Below are 15,716 nucleotides of genomic sequence, written 5' to 3'. Positions count from 1 at the left end.
ATTCCCTTTACAATGGGTTTATATATGCATTACACAGCAAAATAGATTTAGGACTAGTCGATATGAAAATAAATATGTTATTTTTTCAGCAATGACATAGAAAGCAGGATAAAATAGGTTACATCCGACTGATTAAAGTGTGTTTTTAAAGTTTTAAGCGCCGCAACAAGATGATTTTTCACCGTATTTCTGGAAATATTGAGCCTGTCAGCTATTTCATCATAATTTAAACCTTCGAATCTGCTCAATCTGAATACTATTTGCTGTTGAGGAGGCAATGTTACCAGCGCAGATTCGGTAAAACGTTGCAAATCGCTCAACAAAACGGATTCTTCTGTATCATTACTCGCATTTTGCATACTTAACCAAAGTTGATCTATTGCCTTTTGAGAAGTTGCAATTTGTCGCAGTGCATTTAAAGCGAGTCGCCGGCTAATGGTATATAAGTAAGGAGCAACAGGAAAATCTGCATTTAATCGCTCTCTGTTGGTCCATACGTTCATCAGCGTATCATTCACAACCTCTTCAGCCTGCTCTTTATTTTTAAGGAGGCGAAAAGAGAAGGCATATAACTTCCGGAAATTCTGATCGAAAATTTCACGAAAAGCAGATTCGTCTCCCGCTTTTAATGCTAAAAGGGTGTCTTTTTCAGTTCGACCGCTTAACATTCAATAAATTGTTGTAATAATCCTTTTCTGACATTTTAATCTGACACATCCTCAGACCCTGAAAATGTACTGCAATATAAAAATTATGTTAGAAAGTATACCAATGATGTAGAGAATAGGTTTTCTCCTAAATCATATGCGGCGGCGAAAAAAACTGCCCGACAACTGAAGCATGACCAGATTTAAATCGTTTATATTCTGTTCGATCGGAAAACCTTAAAATAAGGTTAGAAGAACGTCAAAAGAACGTTAGATAAAAACCGCCGTTTGGGATGCATTATTAAATTGATTATAATAACACACCAGTCAAAAACATTACCGCTACAGAAAAGTAAATGATCAATCCGGTCACGTCGACTAAAGTAGCCACAAAAGGTGCTGATGATGTAGCCGGATCGGCGCCAAGTTTCTTTAACAATAGCGGCAACATAGAGCCGGCTAATGACCCCCATAGTACGACTCCGACCAGCGCAACACCTACAGTTAAGCCAATCAGTGCCCAATGTGGCCCATATATGTCAGAAAATAATGTCCAGGTAAATATCCTTAGAAAACCTATGCTACCTAGTACCAATCCAAGCATCAAACCTGAGATGATTTCTCTGCGCATCACCCGCCACCAGTCGCCGATAGTGATTTCTCCCAATGCCATCGCCTGAATGATCAGCGTAGAAGCCTGGGAACCACTATTACCTCCACTGGAGATAATCAAAGGCACAAACATGGCCAGAATTACGGCTTTCGCAATATCTGCTTCGAAATGAGCCATTGCTGTGGCGGTTAACATTTCTCCCAGGAAAAGTACAACCAGCCAGCCAATACGTTTTTTGAATAGTCCGAAAATAGGCATATCCAGATAAGGCTCATCCAGCGCCTGGGTACCCCCTATCTTGTGCATATCTTCCGTATACTCTTCATTGGCTATCCAAAGAATATCATCTACTGTAACAATCCCCAGTAATACGCCATTATTATCTGTAACCGGTAAAGCAACCCTGTTATTCATCCTGAAAACATTAATGGCTTCTTCCTGTGGATCATTTGCATTCAATGCAATAGAACGGTTATCCGTCAATTCTACGATAGGAACTTCAGGGTTTGCAAGGAGAATTTCCCTGATCCGGATATCATCCAAAAGGATTCCGTCTTCATCGATCACATAAATCACATCGATGGTTTCCGAGTCTTTACCATATCTCCTGATATGCTCCAACACTCTCTTTACAGTCCAGTCTTTTTTAACCGCGACATAATCCGGCGTCATCAACCTTCCGACACTATCTTCTTTATATCCCAATAAGGATAAGGCTTCCACCCTGTCTTTAGCTGGCAATAAGATAATTAGTTTTTTAACGGCATCTCCTTTAAGTTCAGAGAACAATGAAGTCCTGTCATCTGGCGGAAGCAGGTTAATCAGCTCAGCAAGCTTTTCACCATCCAATTTTTTAATTATTTTTTCCTGAGTAGGAAAATCCAGAATCCTGAAAACATTAACTGCCCTTTTTATAGACAGTGTATCAATAAATTTAACCGCATATTGTGGAAGTTCATCAATCAGATGTTCAACGTCAGAAATATTCAGATCGTCCAGAAAGACCTTTAACTGACCGTTGTCATTACGTTCAATTAGTTCTACCACCTCTTCTACAACCTGCTCTTCCATATATAGCGTTTATTTACATGCCCTACTGTTTTATCAAGGTTGCAAAAATGACATTTTATTTTTAAAACTCCCTAGGGAAGGATAAAAATAATATGATCATTCTATTAAGAATTGAATCCGCAGCAAATTATATAAACGCCAACCGAAAATAAAACTAGTTAAATGCGATGTGCAATATTCGTTCCATAGAACGTAATAAATCGTCTTTTTGTAGAATGGTATGTACTTTATTCCCTCCTACTCTTTTTTGCATAGACTGCAGTAATAACTCTTCAGTACCGGCAACAAGCAGCTTGGATACAATCTGATAGTAGGCAGCTGAATCATTAACAATTTCCTCAGCAGAGGGTAACTGATTATCGTTATACTTTCTGTTATTAGATAAGTTTTTAGTAATCTTGGAATCAGTAGTAATGCTGTTCAGGATATTAGCTTCCATTTCGCAATGATTATAGAAATGGCCAAATTGTTCCTTCAATATTCCGCTAATCAATAAATGCAAGGATTTCGACTTACTGTTTACGACAGGAGATTCAGCGAGATGGTTTTCCCAGAAATCTTTCTCTTTAACGCATATCCTCAGCAGCTTCTCTAAGTTACCAAAATAGCGATAAATAAGAATTTTAGACACCCCCGCCTGTTTTGCAACTTTGTTTACACCCAGACCTCCAAGTCCCTTAGTTTTTACAATATAGTCAACAGCATCTATCAATTTGCGCTCTGTTTGCATTCTATTCTTCATATTTATATATTTTATTAATAACTGTAACCTGGTCATGCTACTCGTTTAAGTTATGTTCTCAATATATCCTTCAGCAGCTACGAAGAGAAAAATGTTATATAAAGTCTGTAGAATATTATATATAACTGTAATTTATTTATATTAATCTACTTGTATTAAGTATCTTAGATGAGAGTTATAAATTTTAATGATCATTGATATGGCAATGAGTTGTATAATAATTGATGATGAACCACACGCTATTGATGAATTAAGCGAACTGGTTGAAGGAACGGGTAAACTGGAACTCCTGCAAACCTTCCCTGATGCAAAAAAAGCAATTCTCTACATGCAGCAGGTGAATCATATTGATATTGTTTTTTCTGATATTGACATGTCAGTTTTAAACGGAATAGATGCTGCTACTGTATTGAATAATTATTGCCATTTCCTGGTTTACGTTACCGCTTACAGAGATCATGCGCCAGAAGCCTTCGAGGCGAGGGCAGCGGGTTATCTGCTCAAACCAGTTAACTATATCACATTCAATAAAAAGATCGAAGAATTAGACCTGAAATATCAGGATATCATCAAGCTAAGAAAAGATGATCAGGACTTCTTATTTATTAAAGGAGGACAAAAATGCAGTTATATTAAAATAAGATACAGCAATATTGTTTACATAGAAGCTTTACTAAACTATATTATGATTTATACTACCACGGGTCATGAAATTACTTATATAGGCCTGAAAGCAATGGAGGATATGTTGAGGGGAAGAGATATATTTTTCAGGATCAATAAGTCGATCATTATTTCAGTGAATTACCTGGAACGTGTTGATGGAAATATTGCCAGAATGAGTACAGGAAATAACTATCAGGTAGGCGAAAAGTATAAAAGTGTGTTCCTTGAATATTTGAAGAAACACACTTTGAGATCATAGCTTAATTTTGCTCACGACGATTTACTGTTGGAGGAAACATAGTATTTGTTGTATGTGCAAGAACAGTAGTTGGATCAGAATAACTGAAACCGCCAGTAGCATGTTTTTGATAAACAAATAATGTCTCTTTTGTTAATTTGATGTTTTTTTTTAAGATTTTCATAATGATTGTTGTTTAGGTACAATCAATATTATCTCTCAAATAAATTATTTGCACTTTTATTATATTAAATGCCCGCTTTATTATATATAGGACGATTTAAAATATCAAAAGCTGTGTTCATACATTCGCTATGTTGGACTATCTTCATATTTTATGAAATAATAATCATAGGAATAATAACAAGGCATTTTCAATCCTTTTTATTATATCTTATATTCTATATCCTGAATATCTCTTTATTTTATTTCCATTCTCTAGTTGTACTTCGGTCAAGTTCCCATCACACCATTATAAATATTTGGAGATTACCATTATTTATAATTCTGGAAATATTAGCATACACTGTTATTACAATCCTTATCAGTTTTTATTTAAAAAAAACTGTCCCCTATTCAATTCTGTCTCGCGAATTTTTGACTTCAATATATTTAGCAAATATTGTCTGGAGAGGCAGCTACTTCATGCTGTACGGCACCGGCTACTACTTCCTCATCCGGTATAACCAGAAGAAGGAACGCACTTTAAAACAGGCCATTGAAAATGAAAAGCTAGAGAATAGCCTTCTTCGTGCTGAGCAGGACTTTCTTAGAGCACAGATCAATCCTCATTTATTATTTAACAGCTTGAATTTCATCCGATATGCGATTAGAAAAAGGCCCGCAGAAGCAGATGATGCAATTATGAGACTGGCAGGAATGATGGGTTTTGCATTAGAGAGTACTACTGGTACGATACCATTAAGCAGAGAGCTGGAACAAATAGATAATTTAATAGCATTAAACCAGTTACGATTCAACCATACTTTGTACCTTAACTATAGCACGGAAATCCACGATCCGGAGACGCCCACTATACCCATCATCTTACTGACACTTGTAGAGAACGTCTTCAAACACGGAAATCTAAGGGATGAAAAGTTTTCTGCCTCTATAAAAATCGAATCGACCCCGGCATATTTACTGTTTGAGTCCTCAAATCTGGCGATTGAAAAAAACTCCGTTAAAAGTAACAAAACAGGTATTCAAAATATTTCACTGCGACTAGACCAGTTTTATAAAAATCAATATCGATTTAGCCATGAACTGCATGAAAATATTTATAAAGTGGAGCTAAAAATTGATTATCCACCCAAATAAAAAAGATAATTAATCAATATCTTAGTGTAACTCATAAAACACAATTAATTTTCGCCCTCTTATGAAATTAACCATCTGCCCTGTAACACTTTGCCGTACGCCTGTATTTTCCACTCAAGCGCAAATAGGAGAAGTTTGGGAAGATCTTAAAACTTATATTGAAGAGTCTTCACCTGCCTTTTTTGAAATTATAAAAGATATTGAAGCTAACCAGCTTAATTTATTAGACGCAAAAGCCCGCTTCACCTTATGGAAATATTTCAACAGGGCAAAATTCAGGGCTACACCTTATGGTAAATTTGCGGCTTTTTCACTGATACCTGTCTCGAAAGATGAATCATTTAATGGTATAAAAATAGCTAGAGAAGCTGTAATCCATCGCTTTGCAGACTGGTCTGAAAAAGAAAATGTTAATCTTGATCCATCCTCACTCCTGAAAAATGCCAAGCATCTTAGAACCAACACCACTGCCTATGTATGTGGAGAGGAATTACGTTATGTAAATATTGTTGAGGGCACATTTGAACTCTCTGCAATAACTAACCAGGAACTCGCTGCAAATGTGATTCGGTTCTGCCATATTCCGCGTACGATCAAGGAAGTAAAGGATCTGCTCCATGCCGAAGGGATGGGTAAAACCACAGCAAACTACTTCATTGAACAGCTGATCAGCCTGCAATTACTTTTTACGGAGATGCATCCAAATATAATTGGACAAGAATACTTTAGTCGCATCGGGTTTAATACACAAGCTCAGGCGAATGATTATATCATAGCAGAAAGAGAATTAGCAGAGGGGTACCTGAATGAGAAAGAATTGCAAATTCTTTTAGAAACTGTCCATTTTTTAAGTAAACACCTACCGGCTAAGAATAGTAGGTCATTGACAGATTTCCGGGACCAGTTCCGTTCAAAATTCGAAAATAAAGAAGTTCCGCTCCTGACAGCAATTGATCCAGAAGTCGGAATTAACTATATCTCACTAGAACAGGACAAAGACGAAGACAGTTTGATACAAGGATTGAAGAAATTCCGGGATATCCCTAATACAGGCGCAGATCATGTAAGTTCAGCGCTTCAAAAGTATATTATTGATCAGATGATGTCCAGTGAGATCGTACAACTAGCGGGATTTAAAGGTCAGGCTTACGGTTCGACAAACATTGTCGCAAATACTTTTAGCGTACTGATGCAACATGCTGATGAGCTAATTGTAGCCAAACAAATAGGCGGGGTAACCGCCAATGCTTTGCTTGGACGGTTTTCTATGGTCAGCCATGACATTGAAAAACTAGGCAGTAACTTCGCAGAAATTGAAGAAAAAGCAAATCCCGGTGTGCTTTTCTTCGACATTGCTTACCAGGCTGAGAAACATATAGACAATGTGAACAGGCGAAAATCGCTGTATAATTACGAACTTCCATTACTGACCTGGACAGAAAGCAGGAATATCATTGATCCGGACGACATTATGGTTTCTGTAATTAATGGAGAACTGGTACTACGCTCTGTAAAGTATGGAAAAAGAATAATCCCAAAGCTCGCTTCGGCCTATAATTATATACGTTCAGACTTAACCATCTTCCGCTTCCTTTCAGATTTACAACATCAAAATATTCATTCTGCATTAACGGTAAGTATAGATCATATTTTACCCGGACTTTCCCACTATCCCAGAATACAATACAAACAGGTAGTACTATCACCCGCTAAATGGCTTGTACCGGAATTACTTTGCCTTCCTCAGAAAGATCTGCCTTTAAGTGCAGCTACGGATTGGCTGCAAAAGATAGGGATAAAACAGCTATTTAAATGCGGGTCTGCTGATCAGACTTTATGCTTCAACCCATTGATTGAGGAAGATATGACTTCATTTCTGGCTTACTGCCGTAACAAGACATCTTTATATATCGAAGAAGCTTTTATTCCTGAACAACCATTGATCACAGATGAAGGAGGTGCACCCTATCTTTCTGAATTTATTGTGAGTATAACGCATGAGGAAGAAGTATATAAGTCTTATTTTTCTGACATCAAACCGGAAGAACCATTAAGTAGTGCAGGCAAGCCAGTCGCCGATGTCTTTTTACCCGGAAGTGAATGGTTATACTATGAGATCTATTGCCATCCTTCCCGCAGCAATGTTATCCTGCATGATAATTTAAAAAACTGCATCAATGCGGTGAAAAAAGACATTAGAAGCTGGTTTTTTATCCGCTATAATATCCCAACCAACCATATCAGGTTCAGGATGCAACTAAAACAGCATACCGATGGATATGAGGTGATGCGCACAGTAGCGAAATTTATGGAGCCCGATTTACTGAGCGGAATCATATCGGATTTACAGATAAAAACTTACCGGAGAGAAAATGACCGGTATGGCAGCATCAGAATAGATAGTGTAGAAAAATGCTTTCATGCTGACAGTGAATTTGTCATGACCCTGCTTAAAAATGAATATCAGGTACTTCAATTATATGCTTTATCCATCTATCTGATTGAAAAGGTGTGGGGGGCTATTGGATTTTCTCTCCGGGAATGTCTGTCATCTGCAGAAAAAGTAGCTGACAGCTTCGCGCAGGAGATGAATATACAACCGGAAGGATTCAAAATGATCAATCAACGCTTTAAAGATTTCTCCAACAGGAATGATATCGCATTTTTGAAAGCTCAACAAAAAGAGAAACTGGAAAACTCTGCCATTGCTTTTATAAAGGTTTTAAACACCTGTAACATGAGCATAAAACCCCGGCTTTTAACTGATCTGTTTCACATGCATGTAAATAGATTATTCCGCAGCGACCAGCGAATGCATGAATTGGTGATCTACCACTTTCTGGCCAGAATGATGAAAATAAAAATTGGTCGTCTCAAAAACATGGAAATAGATAACGCTAAATAGATTTAATTATAACATACTGATATACATAAAATTAATCAACAAAAAGAGTATCCAAATAAAACAAATTTCCTACTTTTACGCTAGTGGTAACATTGTGGTTTAGTTAGAAAGATTTTATGAAACCCATTAAGAATTATAAGAATGCCGCTCAGATATTGCTGGCGAGTGTAGAGGCCATCGAAAAATTTCAGGCTGCACATACCAGGTTTGTAAAAACTGACAGCGAAGAGGATAGAAATGAAATGGCGGAGTCTTTACGGGTGGTTAAAATGCTCCAGCCAGAGCTGAATGCCCCCGACGCTGACGCTGATAAAATCCGACTCGCATTCATCAAACAGGCCACTATTCTCGAAGCCAACATTATCAACATGAACACACATGATTTGCATCCTGATCTTTACAGAGATAGTGAATCGCTTTTTATGCTGATGAAAGATATTATCAACTGCTTCAAAACTGCATTAGTTACTAAAGGTGAAACGGTTCCGCTGGTCGAACTTTCCTCTACCACAACCCCCTGGAAAGATCAGGGCATAGTTTCTTTTTGCAAAGATCTGAAAAAGGACCTCGCTGCTACTGAATTTAAAACATTATGGGAAGCGCTGCAATGTTATGAGAGATGCAAGTCACTGCTAACTTATACTTTTGAAGTGCTGAATATTACCGGCAACCTTGGAAAAAAGTAACTAGATAGCAGATTTCATATGCAGTATTTCTTTTGCAAAACGCAATGTTTCTCTTGTTACAGCGGGCACATCTTTAGATAAGGCAGGACAGGCAATTACATGATTTCCAGCATTAGGTATAGCAACCTTCCGTTTCAGTGCAGCTGATGTACCTAACTGATCAAACATTTGAAGCATGACATCAATCTTTACTGTAGCATCCTGATGGGTTTCATCTTTATAATAATAGAGCATCAAAACGGGCTGTTTAATTTTAGTATAAGTAGCATGGGTATTTGAGGTTTCCATATACTCTTCAAGCTGTGGTAAAGCCTCCAAGCGGTACTGGCCGTAAAAATACTGACGCAGTTTAGGATCAGTATCTTTGGTATCCTTCGAATATTTCCCGTCCATTACTTTCCTTAAAATTTGCAGTCCCCAGGGATCATTCATCAGCCACGCAGATTTACTATTAATCGCAATATTTGGAGAGTAAAGGATAATACCTTTGATTTCAGGAAAAGTAGCAGCTAATCTCAATGCCACTGCAGCACCTGTTGAAGTGCCTACAATAATCACTTCCCTACCCAGTTTTTTACCAATTGCGTAAGCTTCCAATGCGGATGCCCATAAATGTTCTGGTGTAAATTCCAGCATGGCATCTTTGCCCTTGAGCCCATGACCTGCTAAACGGGAAAGGTAAAGATTACAGCCGAAAGCATGGGCGAATGTCCTGTGTACAGGATCGCCTTCTCCCTGACTGGCCGTAAATCCATGTAGGTATACGATGGCAATTTCCGTTTGCTTTTTAGAGCTACTGTCCGACCATACGATCCGGGCCTCATTATCAGCTTTTACCGGCAGGTTATTTTCTTTTTTGCGAATATACTGGTCCACCTGCACCAGATCAGCTGGCAATACAGGCAATTGATCAGTATAAACAGGGGTTGCTGGTTTAGGGCCGCAAAAATAAACAATGACCAATAAAAGGATCAGGACAGCCAGGCCGGTGAGTATTTTTTTAAACAAACGCATGTGATATATTTATAAGATAAATGCTATGCTCAAACATAGTGTTTTTATGAACCAAAATTGTTCACTAAGCAGACATGACCATTCGAATATTAAAATGATTTAACTATGTTTGTTTTGCGCTTAATAAAGAATAAACAATTTTTCAATCACTTATCTATCTAAATTATGAACCAGAAACCATCAAGTGCATTTGTAGGAGCATCCTGGATTGCTTTAATGGCAGGATTTGCCGCTTACAATATCGGCCTTTTCAATGCAACAATGCAGCTGAATGAGAAAGGGTATTATTTTACCATTCTTATTTTCGGTGTTTTTGCAGCGATCTCAGTACAAAAATGTGTGCGTGACCGTCTGGAAGGAATTCCGGTAACAAATATCTATTATGGGATTGCCTGGTTCTGTACCATCCTGTCTATTGTTTTGCTTACAGTTGGACTATGGAATGCTACGCTTGCATTAAGTGAGAAAGGATTTTATGCAATGGCGTTTTTAATGTCACTTTTCGCTGCTATTGCTGTTCAGAAAAACACACGTGATAGCATTGATACGGAAAATAAAAACCCAAACTCGCTTAATGACTAATCTTTGAATAAGGTAAATACCTGAACAGGAAGTCACAGCTAAGAGCTCGGATTCTTATTCGGGTATTTATTCCTCTTTTCAGTCTCATGAATGAAATAATTAGGTTTAATCTACCGTTATTTTGTCTGAAAATTCAATAATAACCACTCAGATTTATATATTTGCAACCCTGCTTCCGTAGTTCAATGGATAGAATTTTGGTTTCCGGTACCAACGATGGGGGTTCGAATCCCTTCGGGAGCACTTTAGAAAGAGGGAATTTCAGTAATGAGATTCCCTCTTTTTTCATCCATTCTATTGATATTCAGATTATTACCTTTCTTTACGGATTCAACTAAAGTAAAAATTTTCCATCAATGGCATACTATTCGCTATAACGCAATAAATTCTAGTCATCATTTAATCCACACTGATTTGTCACACCGTGCTTATTTATACAATTTAAATACTCCATCAATTGCTGATGATAGCGATACGATGATAATGGAATGGAAATACGAAATGCCGCTGATGCTTCAGCCACTGCTGATCAGTGGAGGCTTCATTTCAGGCAACACTTACAACAACCACATCGAATGTAACGACGCTGGTTTGTATTATGATGCCGCACCAGGAATTGAAAACCTGAAGCAGTTTTATAATTTTCTGGAAGCCCAGCCCGGCCTCATTAAAAATATGGAATATTTTAAATCATCCAGGGATAAATTGTTCAAATATTTAGAAGGGTTACACCGCGGTTACTTCCATCTTGACATGTGGGATATATTTAACATGGAGGATACGCATCATGCTGAACAGGCGAAAGCGTGGCTGGCTGGCATAGCACACAATAACCTCGTTATTACCAATGCAATGAAAAAGGGCGACATTGGCTTACTGGACTACAAAGCGCTCAAAGATGTCAATGCCGCATTTAATTCGTTTGATGATCTATTAAACTATGAAGATTATGCCTACGGCTGGAGTTGTATTGATGTGCCATTTGAAGAAGAACTAGTATACGAAATATTCCAGGAAAATGAACTTTGGGGATTAAAGGGCAAAGATGGCAGGATATTACTCATTCCGCAATTTGATGAATTCTTTAGCTTCGGTCCGCAAGACCTTGCAGTGGTTTCGAAAGATGGGAAATATGGCTATGTAAATACCAGTGGCAGGATAGTATTACCATTAATATGGGATGATGCTTTTGATTTCGAATATTCGGGTATCGCTGTAGTTGTGTCCGAAGGAAAGATGGGACTGATTGATATAAAGGGTAAGCCTCTGAGCCAGTTTAAGTTCGATGAACTCGGAGCATTTGAAGGTGGAGAAGGAGATTATTTCAGTGCGAATATGGATGGCCTTTGGGGAGTGATAAACAAGTCTGGCACTGTGATGATGGACTTTGAACATTCCAATGAAATACAGGCCAGCTACGGTTTCTACCATATTGAGATCAGCGGTAAAAAGAATCAAAAGATTTTTAATGCGGACTTCAAATACTTGGGTGAATTTTCACTTCGGTCAATTGAAAACCTGGAGCAGGGACTGTTATTAATCAAACCACACAAAGGCCAGAATTTTTATTCCATATATAAAAAAGATGGAACACTGCTCGGCAGCGGATTTGACCTTGTGGTATCGAAACCTTTTGATGAGGGCTCTTTTGCATTGGCTTTCAGGGGTGAGGAGGTGTATATGGTTAATGAAACGGATATACAACCAATCAGCAAGGAGATTGCACTGAAATATGCAGGTGAAGATTATGCTTACTATTTTGACTATCAATGCAGAAAAAGATTATTAGTTTATGGTAAGGCGCAGAAAATGAATGACAGGGAGATCCAGGAGGAGTTGAGCGATGTACACTCCTTATACGAACAAGGACTGTCAGCCTACGATCATCAGGATTACGCTACAGCGATATACTACTATACTATCGCTGCGAAAAGAGGTTATACTTATGCAATGAACAATCTGGCATTTATCTATTATAATTACAAGGATTTTGAGGATGATGCTAAAGCTTTCTACTGGTATCAGAAAGGTGCATTATTAGCTAATAAGGATGCTATGAACGGACTGGGCATGTGTTATAAATTTGGAGTCGGTTGTAATTCAGACCTGGAAATGGCAGTACATTGGCTAAGTAAGGCTGCTGAAACGCAATCGGCACTGGCAAATAATAATCTCGGTGATCTTTATTCGGATGAGGATCTGCCCATTTTTAATCCTGATCAGGCGCTGGAATATTACCATAGAGGAGCGGACCTGGGCGAGCCTAAATACAACTGGCTGGGCTATCTTTACGATGCAAGAGGCGATGATGAAAAGGCAGTGCAATTCTATCAGCTTGCCATAGATCAGGGTAACGACGTTTCTGCTTATAACCTTGGTATTTTATACGCAAACGGACTAGGCACGGATAAGAACGTTGAAAAGGCAATAGAATGCTTCGAAATTGCCTTAGGTCGTGCATACCTGCATGCACATCTTGAACTTGCAAGGATTTACAGGAACGAAAATGGATTCATGGACGAAAAAAAAGCAGAGCAGCACTTAAACGAAGCAAGAATAGCCGAACTAACGATACCTGAAGAACTTTTGGTGGAAAGAAAGGATGGTTTGACTTCTGACTAATCTGTAAACGAAGGGAACTGACCAAACTTTACCATTAGTTTTAGGACCCGAAAAAAGAATAAACAAAATTTTGGATATGTCATCAGCAACATGCGCACAAAACCCCAATTCTTAATTGCAGCCCCGCATAGCGGAGCCGGCAAAACAACGGTTACACTTGGCATATTACGGGCCTTAAAAGATAAAGAGTTAAACGTTCAGCCCTTCAAATGTGGCCCTGACTATCTTGATCCCAAACTGCACAGCATTGCGTCAGGAAAACAGAGCATTAACCTCGACCGTTTTATGATGGATGACATACACATCAGGGAATTATATCAGGCTTATGGTGAGTCCGCCGATGTATTGGTAACTGAGGGTGTAATGGGTCTATTTGATGGTGCCGTCAAAATGGAAGGCAGCAGTGCTGATATAGCCCGTTTACTTAACATTCCCATCGTTCTGATAGTGAATGCCAAAGCAATGGCTTATTCAGTGGCAGCACTTTTATTAGGTTTCAAAACGCTGTGCAAGGATATCCATATCGCTGGTGTAATATTCAATTTCGTAGATCATGAATCGCATTACCTGCTGTTGAAAGCAGCTGCGGAGGATGTTGGAATTACTGCATTGGGCTACCTGCCAAACAATTCCGCTATACAAATTCCGTCCAGACATCTGGGTTTAAAAACAGAAGAGGGAATTGATTTGGAAAGTGCAATTGAACTGGCAGCTGTGCATATTAAAAAATACATCAACCTGGAAGAGTTGATGCGGATCACTGCTGCTCCATTTGTGAACAGCAATTTACCGGTCTCAGTAAGTTTAAATAAGCAACCTGATAAACAAGGCAAGTTGAAAACAATATTAATTGCAAAAGACGCAGCCTTTAACTTCACTTATGCAGAGAATATCAAGGCATTATCTGCACTTGGAACCATCAGGTATTTTAGCCCGTTGAAAGATGAAATACTTCCTGTGGCAGATCTGATCTACTTCCCTGGCGGTTATCCCGAATTACATCTGGAAGCCCTGTCGCGGAATCAAATGATCAAAGACCAGCTTTTCACTTATTACAGTAATGGAGGCAAAATCCTGGCGGAATGCGGGGGCATGATGTATTTAGGAAAATCAATAGCTGATCATCAGGGTAATGCCTATACAATGACCGGAATTTTAGCTTTCTCTACAAGCATGCAACACAAAAAGTTATCTATAGGTTATAAAAAGATAAGTATTGAAGGTATAACATTAAAAGGACATGAATTTCATTATTCACAGTTCACTGAAATACCTGAGGTAAATACGAATATAAAAGTATGGAATGCAAGGAACGAATTACTTCAGCTACCTGTATACCATACAAATAATATATTAGCCAGTTACTTTCACTTTTATTTCGGAAATGACATCGGGGCTATTGAAAAGCTATTGTTTACTTAAGTTGTTGATAATAGACCAGCTGATGGTGAGGCAGCAGCTCCGGATGAAGTATTTTAATCAGGTCGGATAAAACGATTTGTGGATTAACAGCGCCAGATTCCCAATAATCATTTGCACCCGCATCATTTATCTTCTTGTTATAATTGTATACATTCCCATTTTTAAAGGGTCCGAAATCTGCAAAGCGCTTATCCCTGGCAGTCATTTCTGCTTTGCTGTTCACATAACCTATGTTTAACCAGAAATCTGCTTTCAATGCTTCCGGCGCCACCAGCTCAAAGGAGAGTGGCAAGGTACCAATCCCTTTTGTATCCGCCCATTTAATGGTACCACCTGCATCCTGGAGAAAATGCGACAGGTAACTGTTTCCTTCAGGCACATACCAGGTGCCTTTCACTGGCATGGTGGTGATCACCCTTGGTTTACCTATAGCTTTTTTAGCGAGCTGAACCAGTTTGTTGTACTCCAGCACTATGGCATCAAACTTTTTGTTCACCAAGCCTTCTTTATCCACCAATGCAGCCATCAGTTTTACCCATTCAGCACGTCCCAACGGTGTGCTCTCCAGGTATTCCGAATTTTGGATCACGGGAATACCCGCATCTGTAAGTATTTTAAAGCGGTTAATCTTTGAACTGACATTTCCTACGGCCATCAGTACATCCGGGTGCATCGTAAGCACCATCTCATTGTTCAGGTTTGTCTCCTGTCCTACCTCTTTTATTTTACCGGCTTTGATATATTTCCTCACTTTAACTGAACTGGCATATTTCAAATTTCCTAATCCGGTTAAAATGCCATCTGCATCGGCAAAATTTATCAATGCCACATGCATGGACGACATGCCAATGATTGACCTGACTGGTATTTCGATCACCTGTGCTTTTGGAAAGCCATCTGGAATAGGGGAACCTCTTTTAATCAAAAGATATTGCGCAGTATCTATTCTTTTGCCTTCATAATTATAAACATTTACCTGCTTGAATGTCTTATAATAAGTTATGCTGAAACCTTTGGCATATTTTAAATCGGCTTTACGAACGGGTAATTCTGCCAGCTGATGTATCGGATTGCGGCTTGAATACAGATCGGGCTGACAAGCCGCCAGGAAAAGAATACCAGTCCATACGCTACAAATAAAAATTGCCTTTCTCGTGATCATGTGCCAAATACCTTCTTAATGAATGA

At 38.6% G+C, this 15,716-nt stretch carries 13 protein-coding genes and 1 tRNA gene; 8 read left to right on the top strand and 6 right to left on the bottom strand.

Annotated elements, in window-relative coordinates:
- Positions 1 to 77 precede the first annotated feature (77 nt).
- The 3 genes from OQX62_RS04735 to OQX62_RS04725 all read right to left on the bottom strand — a co-directional run bounded on the left by OQX62_RS04735 (position 78) and on the right by OQX62_RS04725 (position 3,073).
- Positions 78 to 668 (bottom strand): RNA polymerase sigma factor, encoded by a 591-nt coding sequence (locus tag OQX62_RS04735; RefSeq protein WP_265830261.1) that lies wholly within the window; start codon positions 666 to 668, stop codon positions 78 to 80.
- Between the two features lie 289 nt (positions 669 to 957).
- Positions 958 to 2,331, bottom strand: coding sequence for a magnesium transporter (gene mgtE / locus OQX62_RS04730; RefSeq protein ID WP_265830260.1), 1,374 nt, complete (start codon positions 2,329 to 2,331; stop codon positions 958 to 960).
- A 154-nt stretch (positions 2,332 to 2,485) separates the two neighbouring features.
- Positions 2,486 to 3,073, bottom strand: coding sequence for a TetR/AcrR family transcriptional regulator (locus tag OQX62_RS04725; RefSeq protein WP_265830259.1), 588 nt, complete (start codon positions 3,071 to 3,073; stop codon positions 2,486 to 2,488).
- A gap of 205 nt (positions 3,074 to 3,278) precedes the next feature.
- Between OQX62_RS04725 and OQX62_RS04720 the strand changes: the two genes are divergently transcribed.
- Positions 3,279 to 3,998: a LytR/AlgR family response regulator transcription factor gene (locus tag OQX62_RS04720; protein ID WP_265830258.1), complete on the top strand. Its 720-nt coding sequence runs from the start codon at positions 3,279 to 3,281 to the stop codon at positions 3,996 to 3,998.
- 1 nt (position 3,999) lies between these two features.
- Here the strand turns inward: OQX62_RS04720 and OQX62_RS04715 are convergent, their stop codons facing one another.
- Entirely contained in the window at positions 4,000 to 4,161 is a 162-nt protein-coding gene (locus OQX62_RS04715; RefSeq protein ID WP_265830257.1) for a hypothetical protein, read from the bottom strand.
- A 413-nt stretch (positions 4,162 to 4,574) separates the two neighbouring features.
- Between OQX62_RS04715 and OQX62_RS04710 the strand changes: the two genes are divergently transcribed.
- The 3 genes from OQX62_RS04710 (at position 4,575) to OQX62_RS04700 (ending at position 8,888) form a co-directional block, all read left to right on the top strand.
- Positions 4,575 to 5,297, top strand: a complete 723-nt coding sequence (locus tag OQX62_RS04710; RefSeq protein WP_265830256.1) for a sensor histidine kinase — start codon at positions 4,575 to 4,577, stop codon at positions 5,295 to 5,297.
- A gap of 61 nt (positions 5,298 to 5,358) precedes the next feature.
- Entirely contained in the window at positions 5,359 to 8,202 is a 2,844-nt protein-coding gene (locus OQX62_RS04705; protein WP_265830255.1) for a lantibiotic dehydratase, read from the top strand.
- A gap of 116 nt (positions 8,203 to 8,318) precedes the next feature.
- On the top strand, positions 8,319 to 8,888 hold the full coding sequence (locus OQX62_RS04700; RefSeq protein WP_265830254.1) for a hypothetical protein: 570 nt from the start codon (positions 8,319 to 8,321) through the stop codon (positions 8,886 to 8,888).
- Here OQX62_RS04700 and OQX62_RS04695 read toward each other — a convergent pair whose 3' ends face one another.
- The gene (locus OQX62_RS04695; RefSeq protein ID WP_265830253.1) at positions 8,889 to 9,902 is read right to left on the bottom strand and encodes an alpha/beta hydrolase; all 1,014 of its coding nucleotides are present in this window, start codon (positions 9,900 to 9,902) and stop codon (positions 8,889 to 8,891) included.
- A gap of 165 nt (positions 9,903 to 10,067) precedes the next feature.
- Here OQX62_RS04695 and yiaA point away from each other — a divergent pair, with 165 nt between their 5' ends.
- The 4 genes from yiaA (at position 10,068) to OQX62_RS04675 (ending at position 14,528) form a co-directional block, all read left to right on the top strand.
- Positions 10,068 to 10,484, top strand: a complete 417-nt coding sequence (gene yiaA / locus OQX62_RS04690) for an inner membrane protein YiaA (RefSeq protein WP_265830252.1) — start codon at positions 10,068 to 10,070, stop codon at positions 10,482 to 10,484.
- A 171-nt stretch (positions 10,485 to 10,655) separates the two neighbouring features.
- Positions 10,656 to 10,727: transfer RNA gene (locus OQX62_RS04685), tRNA-Arg, on the top strand.
- A 171-nt stretch (positions 10,728 to 10,898) separates the two neighbouring features.
- The gene (locus OQX62_RS04680) at positions 10,899 to 13,106 is read left to right on the top strand and encodes an SEL1-like repeat protein (protein ID WP_265830251.1); all 2,208 of its coding nucleotides are present in this window, start codon (positions 10,899 to 10,901) and stop codon (positions 13,104 to 13,106) included.
- Between the two features lie 90 nt (positions 13,107 to 13,196).
- Entirely contained in the window at positions 13,197 to 14,528 is a 1,332-nt protein-coding gene (locus OQX62_RS04675) for a cobyrinate a,c-diamide synthase (protein ID WP_265830250.1), read from the top strand.
- Here OQX62_RS04675 and OQX62_RS04670 read toward each other — a convergent pair.
- Positions 14,521 to 15,690 carry an ABC transporter substrate-binding protein gene (locus OQX62_RS04670; protein WP_265830249.1) on the bottom strand — a complete coding sequence of 390 codons (1,170 nt, stop codon included), beginning with the start codon at positions 15,688 to 15,690 and terminating at the stop codon, positions 14,521 to 14,523. The two genes, OQX62_RS04675 and OQX62_RS04670, sit on opposite strands and share 8 nt — an antisense overlap.
- Positions 15,691 to 15,716 lie beyond the last annotated feature (26 nt).

Origin of the sequence: Pedobacter sp. MR2016-24 (genome assembly GCF_026239655.1) — a bacterium.
Taxonomy (GTDB): Bacteria; Bacteroidota; Bacteroidia; order Sphingobacteriales; family Sphingobacteriaceae; genus Pedobacter.
The sequence above is the reverse complement of the archived record's forward strand: the minus strand, read 5'-3'. Positions and strand labels throughout refer to the sequence as shown.